Annotated in this window: 17 protein-coding genes; 10 read left to right on the forward strand and 7 right to left on the reverse strand. The window is 65.1% G+C overall.

The window, feature by feature from the left end; translation table 11 throughout:
* The first annotated feature begins 209 nt into the window (after nucleotides 1-209).
* From H8A95_RS33880 to H8A95_RS33915, 9 genes are all read left to right on the forward strand, one after another.
* A complete protein-coding gene (locus tag H8A95_RS33880) occupies nucleotides 210-1937 on the forward strand; it encodes a hypothetical protein (protein WP_229187105.1) in 1728 nt (575 codons plus the stop codon).
* A 246-nt stretch (nucleotides 1938-2183) separates the two neighbouring features.
* Nucleotides 2184-2915: a thermonuclease family protein gene (locus tag H8A95_RS33885; protein ID WP_420839500.1), complete on the forward strand. Its 732-nt coding sequence runs from the start codon at nucleotides 2184-2186 to the stop codon at nucleotides 2913-2915.
* A 33-nt stretch (nucleotides 2916-2948) separates the two neighbouring features.
* Nucleotides 2949-3779 (forward strand): LssY C-terminal domain-containing protein, encoded by an 831-nt coding sequence (locus H8A95_RS33890; protein ID WP_420839501.1) that lies wholly within the window; start codon nucleotides 2949-2951, stop codon nucleotides 3777-3779.
* Nucleotides 3780-3911: 132 nt separating this feature from the next.
* Nucleotides 3912-5096 (forward strand): pyridoxal-phosphate-dependent aminotransferase family protein, encoded by a 1185-nt coding sequence (locus tag H8A95_RS33895; protein ID WP_229187107.1) that lies wholly within the window; start codon nucleotides 3912-3914, stop codon nucleotides 5094-5096.
* A 318-nt stretch (nucleotides 5097-5414) separates the two neighbouring features.
* Entirely contained in the window at nucleotides 5415-6467 is a 1053-nt protein-coding gene (locus H8A95_RS33900; RefSeq protein WP_229187115.1) for an ABC transporter ATP-binding protein, read from the forward strand.
* Nucleotides 6468-6488: 21 nt separating this feature from the next.
* Entirely contained in the window at nucleotides 6489-7145 is a 657-nt protein-coding gene (locus H8A95_RS43920; RefSeq protein WP_274617689.1) for an extracellular solute-binding protein, read from the forward strand.
* Nucleotides 7094-7552: an ABC transporter substrate-binding protein gene (locus H8A95_RS43925; protein WP_338028011.1), complete on the forward strand. Its 459-nt coding sequence runs from the start codon at nucleotides 7094-7096 to the stop codon at nucleotides 7550-7552. Before H8A95_RS43920 ends, H8A95_RS43925 begins: the two co-directional genes overlap by 52 nt.
* 136 nt (nucleotides 7553-7688) lie before the next feature.
* The gene (locus H8A95_RS33910) at nucleotides 7689-9326 is read left to right on the forward strand and encodes an ABC transporter permease (protein ID WP_229187108.1); all 1638 of its coding nucleotides are present in this window, start codon (nucleotides 7689-7691) and stop codon (nucleotides 9324-9326) included.
* A 182-nt stretch (nucleotides 9327-9508) separates the two neighbouring features.
* Nucleotides 9509-11617: a S9 family peptidase gene (locus H8A95_RS33915; RefSeq protein WP_229187109.1), complete on the forward strand. Its 2109-nt coding sequence runs from the start codon at nucleotides 9509-9511 to the stop codon at nucleotides 11615-11617.
* A 399-nt stretch (nucleotides 11618-12016) separates the two neighbouring features.
* On the opposite strand, the gene H8A95_RS33920 is transcribed toward H8A95_RS33915, so the two are convergent.
* From H8A95_RS33920 to H8A95_RS33930, 3 genes are all read right to left on the reverse strand, one after another.
* On the reverse strand, nucleotides 12017-12736 hold the full coding sequence (locus tag H8A95_RS33920) for a ribonuclease activity regulator RraA (RefSeq protein ID WP_229187110.1): 720 nt from the start codon (nucleotides 12734-12736) through the stop codon (nucleotides 12017-12019).
* 117 nt (nucleotides 12737-12853) lie between these two features.
* Nucleotides 12854-14593 carry an L-arabinonate dehydratase gene (araD, locus tag H8A95_RS33925; protein ID WP_229187116.1) on the reverse strand — a complete coding sequence of 580 codons (1740 nt, stop codon included), beginning with the start codon at nucleotides 14591-14593 and terminating at the stop codon, nucleotides 12854-12856.
* Between the two features lie 235 nt (nucleotides 14594-14828).
* The gene (locus tag H8A95_RS33930) at nucleotides 14829-15461 is read right to left on the reverse strand and encodes a response regulator transcription factor (RefSeq protein WP_163161848.1); all 633 of its coding nucleotides are present in this window, start codon (nucleotides 15459-15461) and stop codon (nucleotides 14829-14831) included.
* A 153-nt stretch (nucleotides 15462-15614) separates the two neighbouring features.
* Between H8A95_RS33930 and H8A95_RS33935 the strand changes: the two genes are divergently transcribed.
* On the forward strand, nucleotides 15615-15923 hold the full coding sequence (locus H8A95_RS33935; protein ID WP_229187111.1) for a hypothetical protein: 309 nt from the start codon (nucleotides 15615-15617) through the stop codon (nucleotides 15921-15923).
* Between the two features lie 144 nt (nucleotides 15924-16067).
* On the opposite strand, the gene H8A95_RS33940 is transcribed toward H8A95_RS33935, so the two are convergent.
* The 4 genes from H8A95_RS33940 to H8A95_RS33955 form a co-directional block, all read right to left on the reverse strand.
* Nucleotides 16068-16385: a PilZ domain-containing protein gene (locus H8A95_RS33940; RefSeq protein WP_163161852.1), complete on the reverse strand. Its 318-nt coding sequence runs from the start codon at nucleotides 16383-16385 to the stop codon at nucleotides 16068-16070.
* Nucleotides 16386-16388: 3 nt separating this feature from the next.
* Nucleotides 16389-17246: a CheR family methyltransferase gene (locus H8A95_RS33945; RefSeq protein ID WP_229187112.1), complete on the reverse strand. Its 858-nt coding sequence runs from the start codon at nucleotides 17244-17246 to the stop codon at nucleotides 16389-16391.
* A 34-nt stretch (nucleotides 17247-17280) separates the two neighbouring features.
* A complete protein-coding gene (locus tag H8A95_RS33950) occupies nucleotides 17281-17670 on the reverse strand; it encodes a response regulator (protein WP_018269419.1) in 390 nt (129 codons plus the stop codon).
* Nucleotides 17671-17713: 43 nt separating this feature from the next.
* The coding region (locus H8A95_RS33955; protein ID WP_229187113.1) for a chemotaxis protein CheW at nucleotides 17714-18079 on the reverse strand (366 nt) is incomplete at its 5' end.

Genomic DNA, 18079 nt, shown 5'->3' on the forward strand with positions numbered 1-18079 from the left:
CCCGGCCGGCCGGCCGGGCAACCCGGTTTGGCGCATGCTGTCGCCCGGCAGAGGCCATTGACGCCGTTAAAATCCCGTTACGTGACCTTGATCACATTTGTATTTCGTGCCGATTCATGTAGCTTTCCAAAGGCTTGCGCGTTTGGGGGAGGACCGGGGGAAACACCGCCGGGGCGGCGGCGTTAACCGGTTCCTTGAGAAAGGGATTCATGGGCCTTCACGAGATCGCCGGTACCGTGTGCCGGGCGCTGACCGCCAAAAAGGACGGTCCGTCGCTTTACGAGGTCTGCGACCCCGTTTTGCAGGCCTATCGCGGGGGCGATGCCCATCTCGGAAAATTTTACCGGACCGCGCTCGGCAATCCGCCGCTGCGCGCGCTGCTCCGCCGCACCGGCCTGCCTGCGCTGAAGGACCCCGGCCGGCTTGCTTGCCTGCGCGCGGCGTTGACCCAGGCGCGTGACGTCGAGACGCCGGATTGGGCGGCGATCGGCGCGCCCGTCGCCGACCTGATGGACGGCATCGGCGTGCGCCACCCTGCCCCGCCGGCCGCAACCGCGCCGGCGCAACCGCCCGAGATGGCCGAGATCGACCGCGTCATCCGCACCACGGGGGCGCATCTGCTGCGCTCGTTCGGCAAAAACGGCTTCATCCCGACCTACGCCGCGTTCAATCTGATCGGCGATGCAGATGTCGGCGGGCGCGAGATGCTGATGGCGCTGACAGGCCTCAACGCACGCGGCTACAAGAACTCGACGCTGCTGTTCAGCCTGGCGCGGATCTTCATCGCGCATTCGCCGGCGCGCGCGCTGATCAACCCGCCGTGGCGCGGCATCGCCGAGCCGATGTGGGAGCCGGTACAGATCCGCCACCGCTCGGCCTATTACGATGCGTTCTTCACCGAGGCGCTGCTCAGCTTTGTCGAGACCGGGCTGGCGTCGCCGGATCAGACTGATACCGCGCGGCGCGCGACTGCGGAGATGGTGGAGTTTTGTCTGAAGACCAGCGCCGAGGACGTGCCGTCGCATGACGGCTCCGTCGTGAAGGTCATCACCGCGCTGGCGCCGGGGCGGCATCCGCGCTTCTCGCGCTTCTTCGCCCAGATCAAGCAGGACCTCGGCTTCGGCATCTATGTGCCCGACTGCGACACCACGGCGTGCTCGTTCTCGGCCGCAACCCAAGCCGGCTCCGACGATCCGATCCTCGAGCAGCCGCTGCTCGATTTCTACCGCGGCTATCAGGTACGCGCGGGCGCCAACGAGCCGCGCGTCACCGTGCCGCTCAATGACAACATCGACTATGAAGGCGGCGTTGTCACCTGGATCGACAATCTCGAGGGCGAGCGGCCCTATGGCAACGACCTCGATCCGACGCTGAACCTCGACATCCTCGAGGTCTCGTTCCGCAACCTCGCCCGCTGGCAGATCATCGAGACGCCGCAGCGGCTGGAGACGGTGCATCGCATCATCGCCTTCCAGAAGAATCTGGTCGAAAGCGGCGCGTTCAGAAATCCGCGCTCGCATATCTATTATCTGCCCGAACTCTATTCGGCCTATTTCGGCCGCTGCTACGCCGCCTTCATCGCGCTGCCGCTGGCGGCGCAGCGCATCATCGATCCCGGCAACGTGTTTGCGCTGATCCGCGCCCGCGTGCTCGGCTACGTCGAGGGCGAACTGATCGCGCATGAGATGAACCCGTTCGACGCTGCGCTCGCGCTGATGGCGCTGGCGCATCTTGGCGCTGAGGTCTCGAGCTTCACGCCGGCGCTGCACTGCATCGTACAGGGCCTCGGCGAGGGCGGCCGCAGGGGACCTTACAAGGCCTATGAGTGGAACAAGATGAAGACGCCGACGCGCATCCTGGTCGGCGGGCCTGAGGTGACGTCGGCCTTCGTGCTGATGGGCCTCGCGTTGGCGAGGAGGCGAATGGTTGCGGTGTAGGATGATCTATCCGCCGTCATTCCGGGATGGTCCGAAGGACCAGACCCGGAATCTCGAGATTCCCCGGGGCGCAATTGCGCCCCTGAGGTTCGATGCTGTCGCATCGCCCCGGAATGACGAACGCCAACAATGACGCGAAGTTGAAACTGGCGGCAACACAACACCACTGGCACGGTTGCCCAATTGCCCGCACAATCGTTGGGCACTGAACGCCAAAGCCTTTGAACGACAAGAACCGGGCCGGGAATGCCGATGTTCAAGACGCTGCTCACTGCTGGCCTGCTGCTGTCGCTGCCGACGCTGGCTGTCGCGGCCGACATCACCGGCGTGCCGAAGATCCGCGACGGCGACCAGGTCATGATCGGCAGCGTCAAGATCCGGCTCGGCGGCATCGACGCGCCGTCGACCGACCAGCTCTGCCTCAACACCAAGGGCGAACGTTGGACCTGCGGCGTCGCCGCGCGCGACGAACTGATCAAGTACGCCGGCCACAAGAGCTGGACCTGCCATGCCCGCTCGGTCGATCGCCGCGGCCGCACCATTGCGCATTGCGAGGTCGATGGCGAGGACATCCAGAAGTGGATGGTCAGCAATGGCTGGGCGCTGGCTTTCACCCGCATCTCGCGTGATTACGAGCCGGACGAGAAAGCGGCGCGCGAAGCCAAGGCCGGGATGTGGCAGGGCGCGTTCATCGCGCCGTGGGACTGGCGCGTGCGCAACAAGAAGACCACCGTGCTCGGCGCGGTGAAGCCGCCGGAGGGCGCCAAGGCGATCCTGCTCGCTTCCGCCTCCGGTCCGGTGGCGCCCTCGCCCGACTGCACCATCAAGGGCAACGTCAACCGCTCCGGCGAATGCATCTTTCATCAGCGGACCAGCCGCTGGTACGCCAAGATCGAGATGAAGATCAGCAAGGGCACGCGCTGGTTCTGCTCGGTCGAGGAAGCCGAGGCCGCCGGCTGCCGCGAGACGCGGCGTTGAGGCGCGCGACGCCCTGATCCGGAAGCGTGTGCCGTGACCGATGTCGAGACCATTCCGCCTGCTGCACGCCCTCGCAGGCGCCTGCGCTATCTGCAGCTGCTGCTGTTCGTGCTGGCGACCTACCTGATCGCGGCCTACCTGGTGCTGCCGGCGCTGTGGACGCACTATGAGCATCAGAAGGGCCTGGCCAATCTGCCGATGGTGACCCGCACCGCGCAGGGCATTCCCGGCGATCCCATGAATGTCGGGCTGATCGGCGACACCAAGGACGTGGTCTGCGCGATGCACGAGGCCGGCTGGTTTCCGGCCGATCCGATCACGCTCAAATCCTCGATCGAAATCGTCGGCTCCGTGCTGCTCGATCGGCCCTACAAGGATGCACCGGTGAGCAGCCTGTTCTATCTCGGCCGCCGCGAGGACCTCGCCTTCGAGCGGCCGGTTGGATCGAGCGCGGATCGCCGCAACCATGTCCGTTTCTGGCGGGTGCTCGATCAGGGCCAGGAGAAGCGCCCGGTGTGGCTTGGCGCCGCGACGCTCGATCGCAGTGTCGGCATCAGTAGCTACACCGGCGCGGTGACCCACCATATCGCGGCCGATCTCGACGCCGAACGTGCGCTGCTCGCCACTGACCTCGAATCCGCCGGCATGGTCACTGCGAAATACCAGGTCACCGGCATCGGCCCGACCTTCGACGGGCACAATGGCGGTGGCGATCTCTATTACACCGACGGCGAAATCTGGGTGCTGCGGCTGGTCGAGGCCTGTCGCAAGAACGACGGCGCCGTCGAGCAGATCCCAAGCCCCGCCGCGACCCAGTTCAAGGACCAGATCTGGCGTGCCGCCGTCGAGGCGATCGACAAATAAGGCCGCTGCTACGCAGTTTTGGAAACGCTGGATTGCTCCGTGCGGCTCGCAATCCGAGCTGCGATGGAATATTCTCCCCGCTTGACCCCTCACACGCATGATTTGCGCGCTTTACCCAAAAGGAACAGGACGATGACCGTTCGCGCGGGCCGGGAATTTCTGGCCATCCCCGGGCCCACCACGATGCCTGATCAGGTGCTGCAGGCCATGCATCGCCCGGCGCTCGACATCTACTCCAGCGAGATGGTCGAGCTGACCGAAAGCCTGCTGCGCGATCTCTCGAACCTGTTCGCCACCAAGGGCAAGTCCTACATCTACATCTCCAATGGTCACGGTGCCTGGGAGGCGACGCTCTCCAACGTGCTGTCGCGCGGCGACAAGATCCTGGTGCTGGAGAGCGGGCGCTTCGCGATCGGCTGGGGCACGGCCGCCGCGGCAATGGGCGTCGAGGTCGAGGTGCTGAGGGGCGACTGGCGCCGCGCCGTCCGACCGGCCGAGGTCGAGGAACGGCTGCGGCGCGACAAGGAGCACACGATCAAGGCGATCCTCGTGGTGCAGGTCGACACGGCTTCGGGCGCCTACAACGACATCGAGGCGATCGGCAAGGCGATCAAGGCGGCCGGCCATCCTGCATTGTTCATGGTCGACACCGTGGCCTCGCTCGGCTGCATGCCGTTCGAGATGGACAAATGGTATGTCGACGTCGCGATGTCCGGCTCGCAGAAGGGCCTGATGACGCCGCCCGGCCTCGGCTTCGTCGCCGCCAGCGACCGCGCCTGGGATGCGCACAAGAAGGCCGATCTGCGCACGCCGTATTGGGACTGGACCGAGCGCGAAGGCAGCGAGCACTACCGCAAATATGCCGGCACCGCGCCGGTGCATCTGTTGTTCGCGCTGCGCGAGGCGATCAACATGCTGCACGCCGAGGGCCTGGAGAATGCCTTCGAACGTCACCGGCTGCTCGGCGAGGCCGTGCGCCGCGCGGTTGCCGTCTGGGGCGAGGGCCAGGTGCTCGGCTTCAACATCGCCGAACCGGCCGAGCGCTCCAACACCGTGACGACCGTGACCGTGAAGGGCGCCGATCCCGCCGCGATCCAGCGCTATGCCAAGGAGAAATGCGGCGTGGTGCTCGGCACCGGCATCGGCGACCTGCAAGGCCAGGCCTTCCGCATCGCGCATATGGGCCACGTCAACGCGCCGATGATCCTCGGCACGCTCGGCGTCGTCGAGGTCGCGCTGACCGCGCTGGACATCCCGCACGGCAAGGCCGGCGCCGACGCCGCCATCCAGTGGCTCGGCGAGAACGTGAAGGCGTAACGGGCATGCCCGCGGTTAGAGACCCGTCATCCTGAGGAGGCCGCGCAGCGGCCGTCTCGAAGGATCGACGGCCACCCTCCCGCCGCAAGAGAATCGGAGCGCGCCGAGCTACCCGGGCCGGGCATCCTTCGAGACGCGCGCAAATGCGCGCTCCTCCGGATGACGGGAGAGCGACCGATGGAGACGCAACGAAGCCGAGCCACGACTTATTGAGAAGGCACGAACACTTTTCGTCGCTGCTGATTTCCGCTTTACTGCCGGCAACAGCCGGGCCCTGATCCCTGCGATGCAACAAAATGGAGGGATCGCTTGGCATCGGTGGAATTGCGTAGCCTGGTCAAGCGGTTTGGATCGTTTGTCGCGGTTGATGATGTCTCCCTCAAGATCGATCATGGCCAGCTGGTGTGCCTGCTCGGGCCCTCCGGCTGCGGCAAGACCACGACGCTGCGGCTGATCGCCGGCTTCCTCGAACCATCCGACGGCGAGATCCGCGTCGGCGACCGCGTGGTGTCGTCGAAATCGCGCACGCTGCCGCCCGAGCAGCGTAACATGTCGATGATCTTCCAGAGCTACGCGCTGTGGCCACACATGACGGTGGCGGAGAACATCGTCTACGGGCTGCGCCTGCGCAAAATGGATCGCGACAGCATCGCGAAAAAGCTCGCCGCGATCCTGGCGACGACCAAGCTGGAACCGCTGGCGCAGCGCTATCCGGGCGAGCTCTCCGGCGGCCAGCAGCAACGCGTCGCGCTGGCGCGCGCGCTGATCGTCGGCCCCGGGACGCTGCTGCTCGACGAGCCGTTGTCCAACCTCGACGCCAATCTGCGCGAGGAGATGCGGTTCGAGATCCGCCGCCTGCACGACGAGTATCGCTACACCACGATCTACGTCACCCACGATCAATCCGAGGCGATGACGACGGCCGACCTGATCGCGGTGATGAATGCCGGCAAGATCGACCAGCTCGGCAGCCCCGAAGACATCTATGCGCGGCCGGAGTCCGAATTCGTCGCGCGTTTCATCGGCGCAGCCAACGTCATCAAAGGCATCGCGCGTGACGCGACCCACGTCGAGTTCGCCGGCGCGACGCTCGAGGTGGTCGGCGCCAGACTCACGGCCGGCCAGAGCGCACCGGTCGCGATCCGCCAGCATGAAATCCAACTCTCGACCCGCGTCCCCCCGGCAGTGCCGAACACGCTCAAGGCCGTCGTGACCCGGCAGGTCTATCTCGGCATGAACCGCGACTACATGGTGGAAACAGCAGACGGCACCTCGCTGCGGGTGACCACGCCGACGGAAACCGCGGTCGAGAAGGGCAGCGAGGTCTGGCTGACCCTGCCGCCCGAGCGCTGCCGGGCACTCAGCCGATAACAACAGAAACGGGGGGACGCGATGCGGAAACCAATTTCCAGGCGCGATGTCCTGAAAGGCGCCGCGACGCTTGCAGCCGGCGCGGTGTTCGCTGCACCCGCGCGCGCCGCGGCGCCCGAGCCGGCCGCGATCACGCCCGACCTCGTCGCGGCGGCGACCAAGGAAGGCAAACTCGTGTTCTATTCGTCGATGGACCTGCCCGTCGGCGAAAAGCTCGGCAAGGCGTTCGAGGCCGCCTATCCAGGGATCTCGGTGCAGATCGAGCGCTCCGGCTCGGAGCGGCTGTTCCAGCGCGTGGCGCAGGAATTCGACTCGAACATCCACGCCGCCGACGTCGTCAACAGCGCCGACGCCTCGCATTTCATTCCCTGGAAGAAGAGCGGCTGGCTGATGCCGTTCGTGCCCGAGGACGTCGCCAAACATTTTCCCGACAATTATCGCGATCCGGACGGCATAGCCGTGACCACGCGGCTGTGGCTGTCGTCGATCGCCTACAACACCAATCTGGTGAAGGCGGAGGATGCACCGAAGAGCTTCGCCGACCTGCTCGATCCCAAGTGGATGGGGAAGATGGTGAAAGGCCATCCGGCCTATAGCGGCACTATCATGACCACCACGTCCAGATCGTGCGCGAACTCGGCTGGCCCTATCTGGAGAAGCTCTCCAGGCAGCGCGTGATGCAGGTGCAGTCCTCGACGGATCCGCCGAAGAAGCTCTCGCTCGGCGAGCGCGCCGTGATGGCTGACGGCAATGAATACGGCATCGTGCTGCTGAAGGAGGCCGGACAACCGGTCGAGCCGGTCTATCCGACCGAAGGCACGCCGACGATCTCGGGGCCGACCGGCATCTTCGCCGGCGCGCCGCATCCGAACGCCGCAAAGCTGTTCCAGGCCTGGCTGCACACCCGCGAGACCCAGCAATTCTTCGTCGACTTCACGGGGCAATATTCGCTGCACGCGCAGGTGCAGCCGAAGGCCGGGCGGCGCAAGCTTGCCGACATCAAGCTGATGAAGGAGGACCCGGCCGGGGTGGAAGCGATGACCGAAGAGATCAAGACGCGCTATGCGCGGCTGTTTCGGGTGTGAGGATGTGGCTCTCACACCCATCGTCATTCCGGGATGCGCCTCTTGGCGCAGGCCCGGAATCCATATCCACAATCGTGAGTATGGATTGCGGGCTCGCGCTTCGCGCGCCCCGGAATGACGAAGGAAGGTTTGGTACATGACAACAACCACCAACCCCACCCCCAAACCCCGCATCGACTGGACACGCCCCGTGCTGTGGCTGTTCGCGGCGGTGCTGATCCTCCTGATCCTGCTGCCGCTGTCGTGGCTTGCGGTGTACGCCTTCACCGACAAGAACCGCCATCCGACGCTGCAAAACTTCGTCACGCTGTTCAGCAATCCCGATTTCCTCGATCCGCTGCTGACCACCGCAATTATTGCCACCACGTCGGCGCTGATCTGCTGCGTCGTCGCGGCGCCGATCAGCTGGCTGGTGTCGCGCACCGACATGCCGGGCCGGCAGACCATCCGCGCGCTGGTGACAGCCTCGTTCGTGACGCCGCCGTTCCTCGGCGCGGTCGCCTGGGAGTTGCTGGCGGCGCCGAATTCGGGACTGCTGAACCAGCTCTACCGGCTGTTCGCCGGCGAGGATGCCGACGCGCTGTTCAACATCTATTCGATGACCGGGATCATCTTCGTGATCTCCTGCTACACGTTTCCGTTCGTATTCGTGCTGGTGGCCAACGCGCTCGACACCATGCCGGGCGAACTCGAGGATGCTTCCGCGATCCTCGGCGGCAACGCCTGGACCACGGCGCGGCGGGTGACGATCCCGCTTGCGCTCCCCGCGCTGGTCGCAGGTGCGCTGATCGCCTTCCTGCACGCGATGACGCTGTTCGGCTCACCGGCGATCCTGGCGTTGCCGGCGGGCTTCCACACCATGACGACCAAGATCTGGAGCCTGTTCCAGTATCCGCCGAAGCTCGAGCTCGCTGCGGCCGCCGCGGTGCCGCTGCTGGTGCTGACTATCCTGCTGTTGCAGGGCCAGAAGGCCCTGCTCGGACGCCGCGGCTATTCGGTGATCGGCGGCAAATATGGCGCGCCGCGCCGGGTCAAGTTGCGCGGCTGGCGCTGGGCCGCGCTCGGCTTCTGCCTTTTGGTCTTGCTCAATCCTGTCTTCCTGCCTTATCTCGCGCTGCTCAACGCCGCATTCTCGCCGAACGCGACGACGCTGGTGACGCCGTCGACGGCGACGCTGCACAACATCGTCTTCGTGTTCACCGAGCTGTCGTCGACGCAGCTGGCGCTGAAGAACACCGTAATTTTGGGTACCGCGACCGCGACGATCGGCACCATCCTCGCGCTGGTCATCGCCTATGTCACGACGCGCAAGGTGATCGCGGGCCACCGCGTGCTCGGCTTCCTTGCCACCGCGCCGGTCGCGGTGCCCGGCATCGTGCTCGGCGTCGGCCTGTTCCTCAGCTACACGCGGCCGCCCTTCGTGCTCTACGGCACGCTGTGGATCCTGCTGCTGGCGTTCCTCACCATCAATCTGCCCTCGGCGTATCAGCAGTTGCAGGCGGCGTTCGCGACTATCCATCCCGAGCTCGAGGAAGCAAGCCGCATCCTCGGCGCGACCCGGCTGCAGGCGCTGCGCCAGATCACCGCGCCGCTGCTGCGCACCGGCGTGATCGCGACCTGGTGCTTCATCTTCATCGGCGTGATGCGGGAACTGTCGGCCGCGATCGCGGTGCTCGGCATCGCAATGCTGGTGATCACATTCGCAGTCGTGCTGGCAGTGAACCAGATCCCGATGTCCGGCGGAAACGCGGGCGCCAAGCTGCGGAACGGGTAGCGCGCCCTGTCCACATCGTCATTGCGAGCGCAGCGAAGCAATCCATGGGTCCGCATATGCGGGGCCATGGATTGCTTCGTCGCTTCGCTCCTCGCAATGACGGCGGAAACCGGGGCCCCGCCCATCTGGCAATCGCCACATTCATCCCGATATAAAGCGGAACCCCGCACCATGAGGATCGTGTGACCAAATCCGCCACCACAACATCGCCCCCTGTCGCGCCGCGCCGGCCGCATTCCTTCACCACGCACGGCATCACGGTGACCGACGATTATGCGTGGATCAAGGATCCGAAATGGCAGGAGGTGCTGCGCGATCCCTCGATCCTCGACCCTGACATCCGGACCTATCTCGAAGCCGAGAACGGTTACACCGAGAGCCTGCTCGGCCATACCGACACGTTGCAGAAGCGTCTCGTCAAGGAGATGCGCGGGCGGATCAAGGAGGATGATTCGAGCGTGCCGTCGCCGGACGGCCCGTTCGCCTATTTCAGGAAATTCCGCGAGGGGGGCCAGCACGAATTGTACTGCCGCATGCCACGCGACGGCGGCGACGCGCATGTCGTGCTCGATGGTGACGCGCTGGCGAAGGACCACGAATATTTCAAGTTCGGCGGCAGCCGGCATTGCAACGACCATCGCCTGCATGCCTGGAGCGCCGACACCAAGGGTTCCGAATATTTCTCGATCCGCGTGCGCGACTGGGCCACCGGCGGCGATCTCGACGATCTCGTCGAGGAGACCGATGGCGGCGTGGTCTGGGCCGCGGATTCCAAGAGCTTCTTCTACGTCAAGCTCGACGACAATCATCGCCCGATGCAGGTGTGGCGTCACAAGCTCGGCACCAGGCAGGCCGACGACATCCTGATCTATGAGGAGCAGGATTCCGGCTGGTTCACCCATCTGCACGAGAGCGCGAGCGGGCGCTTCTGCGTGATTGCGGGCGGCGACCACGAAACGTCCGAGCAGCGGCTGATCGATCTTTCCAATCCCGACGCTCCGCCGCGCCTCGTCGCGGCGCGCGAGGAAGGCGTGCAATATTCGATCGCCGACCGTGGCGACGAGCTGTTCATCCTGACCAATGCCGACGACGCCATCGACTTCAAGGTCGTCACCGCGCCGCTCGCCGCGCCCGAACGCGCCAACTGGCGCGACCTGATCCCGTATCGCGAGGGAGTCTACGTGCTCGACGTCGAGCTCTATGCCGGCCACATGGTGCGGCTGGAGCGCGCCAACGCGCTGCCGGCGATCATCATCCGCGACCTCACGAGCGGCGAGGAGCACGCGATCGCCTTCGACGAAGCGGCCTATTCGCTCGACACCATGGGCGGCTACGAGTTCGACACCACCAATCTGCGCTTTGCCTATTCGTCGATGACGACGCCGTCCGAGGTCTATGACTACGACATGGCGACGCGAACGCGGGTGTTGCGAAAACGGCAGGAGATTCCGTCCGGCCACAACCCCGCCGATTACGTCACCACGCGCATCATGGCGACCTCGCATGACGGCGCGCAGGTGCCGGTCTCGATCCTGCATCGCAAGGACTTTGCCCGTGACGGCAAGGCGCCCTTGCTGCTCTACGGCTACGGTTCCTACGGCATGGCGATGCCGGCGTCGTTTGCGGCCAACCGGCTGTCGCTGGTCGACCGCGGCTTCGTCTACGCGATCGCCCACATCCGCGGCGGCGCCGACAAGGGCTGGGGCTGGTATCTCGACGGCAAGCGCGAGAAGAAGACCAATACGTTCGATGATTTCGCTGCCGCAGGGCGCGCCTTGATCGAGGCGAAATACACCGGTGAGAAACGCATCGTCGGCCATGGCGGCTCGGCCGGCGGCATGCTGATGGGCGCGGTCGCCAACCGTGCCGGCGAGCTGTTCGCCGGCATCGTCGCCGAGGTGCCGTTCGTCGACGTGCTCAACACCATGCTCGACGACACGCTGCCGCTGACGCCGCCGGAATGGCCCGAATGGGGCAACCCGATCGAGAGCGAAAAGGACTTCCGCACCATCCTGTCCTATTCGCCCTACGACAATGTCGCAGCAAAGGATTATCCGGCGATCCTCGCGATGGGCGGGCTCACCGACCCGCGCGTGACCTATTGGGAGCCGGCGAAATGGATCGCGCGGCTGCGCGCCACCATGCGCGGCGGCGGCCCGGTGCTGCTGCGCACCAACATGGGTGCCGGCCACGGCGGCGCCTCCGGCCGCTTCAACCGCCTCGACGAGGTCGCGATCGTCTACGCGTTCGCGCTGTGGGCGGTCGGGATGGCGGACAAGGCGGAGGTGTAACTTCTCCCTCGCCCTGCTCTTGCGGGGAGAGGGCTGGGGTGAGGGGCTCTATCCGCGAGCTGTGAAGAGCGTTGAGACCTGTACCCCCTCACCCGGATCGCATTCTGCTATGCTGCATGCGATCCGACCTCTCCCCGCAAGCGGGGCGAGGTAAAGCAAGAATCCCGGATTGCGCTTCGCTCCATCCGGGCTACGGGGCTACGGGACGGGCCTTAGTTTGAGCGGTCCCTCCCCATCGTCGTCCCGGCGAAAGCCAGGATCCATACCGCGTGATCTATCGAGCGAGGAAGTCGCAGTACCACGGCACGCAACGCAACTGCTGGTCTTCGCCAAACTCCTCCCTGTGGTTATGGGTCCCTGCTTTCGCAGGGACGACGGCCGAGGGTATGGCGGCAGCGCCTACCTTCCCTTCGCCTTCCGCCAGGCCGCGAAATCCTTCAGCGTCTGCTCGTCGGTCGCGGGATAGAGGCCGAAGATGCCGCGACCGTTCTGGACCTGCTCGGTGACGAAATCCTCGAACGCGGTCATCTCGAAGGTCTCATTGGCGATCTCGTCGGCGAGATGCGCCGGGATCACGATGACGCCGTCGCTGTCGCCGAGGATCACGTCGCCGGGAAACACCGGCGCGTCGCCGCAGCCGATCGGGACATTGATCTCGATCGCCTGGTGCAGCGTCAGATTGGTCGGCGCGCTCGGGCGATGGTGAAAGGCCGGGAAGCCGAGCCGCGCGATCTCGGCCGAATCGCGGAAGCCGCCATCGGTAACGACGCCGGCACAGCCGCGCTTCATCAGCCGCGTCACCAGGATCGCGCCGGCCGATGCCGCGCGCGCATCCTTGCGACTGTCCATGACCAGCACGGCGCCCACAGGGCAATCCTCGATCGCCTTGCGCTGCGGATGCGCACGATCGCGGAACACCTCGATCGTGTTGAGGTCCTCGCGCGCCGGCATGTAGCGCAGCGTGAAGGCTTCGCCGACCATGGTCGGCTGATCCGGGCTCAGGGGGTGAACATCCTGGATCATCTGGATACGCAAGCCGCGCTTGAACAACGCGGTCGCGACGGTGGCAGTGGAGACGGATTTCAGCTTGTTGCGGGTGGCGTCGCTGAGTTTTGACATGATGCTCCGTTCGTCATTCCGGGGCGCGCGAAGCGCGAGCCCGGAATCCATCGGGCCGCAAGCGCTGTGGTGAAATGGGTTCCGGGTTCGATGCTACGCATCGCCCCGGAACGACGGCTAGTAAATCGACGGCTCGCCCACCGGCTTGCCGAACCCGGTCTCGAGGAAATCGAAGTCGCAGCCCTCATTGGCCTGCTTGATGTGCTTGGAGAACATCCAGCCATAGCCGCGCTCGAAGCGCTTCTCAGGCTGCTTCCATTCCGCGCGGCGCCTGGCGAGCTCCGCCTCCGGCACATCGAGATTGATGGTGCGCGCGGCGACATCGAGCGTGATGCGGTCGCCGTTCTTCACTAGCGCCAGCGGGCCGCCGATATAGGATTCCGGCGAGACGTGCAGGATGCAGGCGCCGTAGCTGGTGCCGCTCATCCGCGCATCCGACAGCCGCACCATGTCGCGCACGCCCTGCTTCACCAGCTTGGTCGGGATCGGCAGCATGCCCCATTCCGGCATGCCCGGGCCGCCCTGCGGCCCCGCATTGCGCAGGATCAGCACGTGATCGGCCGTGACGTCGAGATCGGGATCGTCGACCGCCTTTTTCATCGACGGATAGTCGTCGAACACCAGCGCAGGCCCGGTGTGCTTGAGGAAGCGCGGATCGCAGGCACTTGGCTTGATGACGCAGCCGTCCGGCGCGAGATTGCCCTTCAGCACCGCCAGCGCGCCCTCCTTGTAGATCGGGTTTTCGACGGTGCGGATGACGTCGTCATTATGGACTTCCGCGCCGTCGATGTTCTCGCCGAGCGTCCTGCCCGACACGGTCATGCAGTCGAGATGCAGATGCGGCTTGATCCGGTTCATCAGGGCGGGCAGCCCGCCGGCATAGAAGAAATCTTCCATCAGATAGAGGTCGCCGCTCGGACGCACGTTGGCGATCACAGGCACCTTGCGACTTGCGGTCTCGAAATCGTCGAGCGAGATGTCCTGGCCGGCGCGGCGCGCCTGCGCGATAAGGTGGATGATGGCGTTGGTCGAGCAGCCCATCGCCATCGCGACCGTGATCGCGTTCTCGAAGGCCTTGCGGGTCTGGATTTTCTGCGGGGTCAGATCTTCCCACACCATCTCGACGATGCGGCGGCCGGCCTCCGAGCTCATGCGGATGTGGTTGGCATCGGCTGCGGGGATCGACGAGGCGCCGGGCAAGGTCATGCCGATGGCTTCGGCGATCGCGGTCATGGTCGAGGCCGTGCCCATGGTCATGCAGGTGCCGTAGCTGCGGGCGATGCCGGCCTCCATGTCGACCCAGTCCTTGTCGGAGATCTTGCCGGCGCGGCGCTCGTCCCAGTATTTCCAGGCGTCCGAGCCGGAGCCCAGCGTGCGGCCCTTCCAATTGCCGCGCAGCATCGGCCCGGCCGGCAGATAGATCGCCGGCAGGTTCATGCTGGTAGCCCCGAGCAGCAGGCCGGGCGTGGTCTTGTCGCAGCCGCCCATCAGCACCACACCGTCGACCGGATGGCCGCGCAGCAGTTCCTCGGCATCCATCGCCAGCATGTTGCGGTAGAGCATCGTGGTCGGCTTCAGCAGCGATTCCGACAGCGACAGCGCCGGCAGCTCCAGCGGAAAGCCGCCGGCCATCAGCACACCGCGTTTGACGTCGTCGACCCGGCTCTTGAAATGCATGTGGCAGGGCTGCGCGTCCGACCAGGTGTTGATGATCGCGATCACCGGCCGGTCGCGCCATTCCTCCGGCGCGTAGCCCATCTGCATCGCGCGCGAACGATGGCCGAAGGCGCGCAAATCGTCGGGTGCGAACCAGCGCGCGCTGCGCAATTGGTCCGGGGTCTTGTTCTTCTTGGTCATCTTGGATGCGCCATATGCTTCGATATTGCGTGTTACGATATCGCGTGTCTCGACATTGCTCGCACGCGCGCGGGTCTCGGCACGCATGCCCTGCGCCACGCATATACAGGATTTCCGGACGTGTCGTCCCGCGCGCGGCGTAGACGTGCCGTTCGCCGCCGGTGTGCCGGGCGTGCGGCGCACAAACCCCGCGATGCGGCAATCGGAGCGTAAACCGGGCTTCGCGGACTCTGGCTTACTTTTGCTGCGCCGTCATCACGATGCGGACGAGGTCGGCGGCGTTGCGCGCGCCGAGCTTCTTCATGATGTTGGCGCGGTGATCCTCGATGGTGCGCGGGCTGATCCCGAGGTGGCGCCCGGCCTCCTTGTTGGAGGCGCCGCCCGTGAATTGCTCGAGCACCTCGCGCTCGCGGCGGGTGAGCGGCTCGCGGCCCGGAAAGTGCAGCGAGGCAATGCGCGAGGCCGACGTCTCGGCCTGACGCCGTGTGTAGGCGTCGATCGCCTCATTGAGGCGGCTGACGATCTCGTTGCCGCGGAAGGGCTTCTCGATGAAGTCGAGCGCGCCGTTCTTGATGGCGCTGACCGCCATCGTGATGTCGCCTTGACCGGAGATCATGAAGATCGGCGCCGGATAATCCTCGCCGTGCAGCTCTTTGAGGATATCGAGGCCGGATTTGCCGGGAATATGCACGTCGAGCAGGATGCATGCCGGCGTCCTGCTGCGCGCCACCGCGAGCAGCGCGGCGCCGTCCGCAAAGCAGATCACCTTGTAGCCGGCGGTCGACAGGACCACGGAGAGCGTCTCGCGAACGGCGGGGTCGTCGTCGACTACAAAGATTTCCCCGCGAGGAGCGCCATTCTCAACCATATGTCTCGTCCATCAGTGGTGAAGCGTGCTGCCCAGACTGCACAAGAAGTAACTCGACCATCTCGATCAATGGACCCGTATTTGTACGGGACGTCCGCTTAACGCACAAGTAGCACCGCGGTCCCTAAAAGTGGGGGCAGTGGAGAAACATGCATGGAAAATGCAGCGGCGGACGGCATTGCGGCGTGTTTGGACGAGGGCAACGATCCCTACAATCTGATCGTGACGGACCTGGTCGCACTGATTGGCCATGTCCAGGCGAGCCTGCGGCTGATCGAAGCGGCGATTGCGCGCGAAGCATTGCTGGCCGAGCAGGACGCCCCCGCCAACATCTTCGTCCTTGACGACGTTACCCCGCGCTATGTCGCAGCGTCCACGGCCCTGAAAACCTGCGATACCGGCCTTGGCATGGCGCTCGGCCGGCTGCGCGATTCAGAGGCACCGGCGCGTCTGCTGAATTGATCCGCCAGACCGGCAAACCGCCGGGTTCGGCACAATCACCCCGAATTGTCCCGACGACGCCTCAACCCATCAGGCGACGATCCGTTCCAAATTCGGATCAGCGGCAGGCCATGCCCGCCCGGCCCGGATCAGGCCTTCCTGACGTCAGGCTCTGGCCCGCTCTTCGTCGGCGGCCGATCGCCGCTTGCTCGGCTTGCCCTTGAGGAAGCTGATGTCCATGTCGGCACCGTTGACGCGAACCAGTTCGCAACGGCGATAGGCGAGCCCGGTCGAGGACAGCAGAAGGAAGAACTCCTTCAGGTTGAGCCCCTGAATGGAACCTTCGACGGTCAGCGACGCATCATTGTCGGAGATGGCGTTGAGCTGGCAGTCGCGCCGCCAGGTGCCGTCGATGGCCATGATGCAGACATCGACGCCCCGGCTGAAGGTGACCCGCTCAACGGATTTGCCGTCCTCGGTCATCGCTCAATATCCCACCGCCATGGCAGGCCTCGGCATGGCGAGCGCTGCCCGCACGCCGCTCGGCCGGTACAGGCCACGCCGCTCGCGAATGGGTTTGAACGTGTCGGTCAAGCCAACCACCGTTTCGGCGGCGCCCAACACCAGGAAGCCGTCGGCCTCCATCAACCGGGCCAGACGGTTGAAGATGTTGATCTTGGTGTCCTGATCGAAATAGATCAGCACGTTGCGGCAGAAGATCACATCGAAAGTGCCGAGCTGGGAGAAATCGTGCAGCAGATTGAGCTGACGGTGCTGCACCATCGCGCGCAACTCGGGATTGATCTGCCAGAGTTCTCCCGACTGCTTGAAGTACTTGACCAGCATCTGGATCGGCAGCCCGCGCTGCACCTCGAACTGGCTGTAGATGCCGGCCTTCGACTTCTCGAGCACCTCCTGCGACAGATCGGTCGCGATGATCTCGACCCGCCAGCCCGCAAGCGCAGCCCCCATTTCATTCAGGCACATCGCCAGCGAATAGGGCTCCTGACCGGTCGAGCCGGCGGCGCACCAGATCCGCACGCTGCGGCGCGCGGCGCGTGCTCTCAGCACTTCAGGCATGATGGTGTCGCGGAAATGATCGAACGGCACCTTGTCGCGGAAGAAGAAGGTCTCGTTGGTGGTCATGGCTTCGACCACCTGAACGGTGTGGGTGGACGAGCCGGCCCTGATCTTGGCGACCAGGTCGGGGATGCCGGACAATCCGCTTTTGCGCGCCAGCGGCAGCAGGCGGCTCTCGATCAGGTACTGCTTGTCCGCAGACAGATCGAGACCGGAATGGTCCTTCAGGAGCTTACGCAGATACTCGTAGTCGGGGGGCGTCACGGGGCCTCGCAAGGGCAAAGGGTGAAACTGGGTATTAGGCTTCGGCCGACGCATCGAGCGCCAGCAGACCCACCTCCTGGAATTTCGCGATCACGATGTCCTTGTCGAACGGCTTCATGATGTATTCGTTGGCACCGGCGTGCAGCGCCCGCGAGATGTGGTCGATGCCGTTCTCGGTGGTGCAGAACACGACCTTGGGCTGATCGCCGCCGGGCATGCGGCGGAGCTGCACGAGGAACTCGAAGCCGTCCATGACAGGCATGTTCCAGTCGAGCAGCACGGCGTCAGGCAGCGCGCGCTTGCAGGCCTCGAGCGCGACCGCGCCGTCCTCCGCCTCGATGACGGTGAATTCCATTCCTTCGAGGATGCGGCGCGCGATCTTTCGCACCACACCGGAATCGTCGACGACAAGACATGTCTTCATGTGTTGGCCTCCTTGTAGAATCCGCCGTCTCCGCGGCGGAACGTTACGCTGCAGCAGCTGTCCTTGAATCTGTTTTGGGCACCAGTTCGAGCACGCGATCGATATCGAGGACGACCATCAGCTGGCCGTCGAGGCGGTGGACGCCGCCGGCGAGCTTGGCCATGCGGGGATCGAGGTTGACCGGATTGTCCTCGCGGCCGTCATCGGGCAGCCGCAACACCTCGCCGATCTGGTCGATCAGGAGGCCATAGGATTCGCCGCGCTGGTCGACGCCGACCGCCATCGGCAGCTTGCCGTCATCGGCCTTCGGCAGGCCGAGCCGGGCACGCATGTCGACCACGGTGACGATGCGGCCGCGCAGATTGAGCACGCCGGCGATCTCGCTGGAGGCCAGCGGCACCCGCGTCAG

Source organism: Bradyrhizobium oropedii (assembly GCF_020889685.1).
In the GTDB taxonomy this organism is placed as follows: domain Bacteria; phylum Pseudomonadota; class Alphaproteobacteria; order Rhizobiales; family Xanthobacteraceae; genus Bradyrhizobium; species Bradyrhizobium oropedii.

What these genes read in the sequence shown, in the direction of transcription:
- H8A95_RS33930 (WP_163161848.1), bottom strand. Translation starts at nt 15,461, where the DNA reads ATGGTTGAGAATGGCGCTCCTCGCGGGGAAATCTTTGTAGTCGACGAC.
- H8A95_RS33920 (WP_229187110.1), bottom strand. Translation starts at nt 12,736, where the DNA reads ATGTCAAAACTCAGCGACGCCACCCGCAACAAGCTGAAATCCGTCTCC.
- araD (WP_229187116.1), bottom strand. Translation starts at nt 14,593, where the DNA reads ATGACCAAGAAGAACAAGACCCCGGACCAATTGCGCAGCGCGCGCTGG.
- H8A95_RS33885 (WP_420839500.1), top strand. Translation starts at nt 2,184, where the DNA reads ATGCCGATGTTCAAGACGCTGCTCACTGCTGGCCTGCTGCTGTCGCTG.
- H8A95_RS33935 (WP_229187111.1), top strand. Translation starts at nt 15,615, where the DNA reads ATGGAAAATGCAGCGGCGGACGGCATTGCGGCGTGTTTGGACGAGGGC.
- H8A95_RS33910 (WP_229187108.1), top strand. Translation starts at nt 7,689, where the DNA reads ATGACAACAACCACCAACCCCACCCCCAAACCCCGCATCGACTGGACA.
- H8A95_RS33940 (WP_163161852.1), bottom strand. Translation starts at nt 16,385, where the DNA reads ATGACCGAGGACGGCAAATCCGTTGAGCGGGTCACCTTCAGCCGGGGC.
- H8A95_RS33880 (WP_229187105.1), top strand. Translation starts at nt 210, where the DNA reads ATGGGCCTTCACGAGATCGCCGGTACCGTGTGCCGGGCGCTGACCGCC.
- H8A95_RS33950 (WP_018269419.1), bottom strand. Translation starts at nt 17,670, where the DNA reads ATGAAGACATGTCTTGTCGTCGACGATTCCGGTGTGGTGCGAAAGATC.
- H8A95_RS33895 (WP_229187107.1), top strand. Translation starts at nt 3,912, where the DNA reads ATGACCGTTCGCGCGGGCCGGGAATTTCTGGCCATCCCCGGGCCCACC.
- H8A95_RS43920 (WP_274617689.1), top strand. Translation starts at nt 6,489, where the DNA reads ATGCGGAAACCAATTTCCAGGCGCGATGTCCTGAAAGGCGCCGCGACG.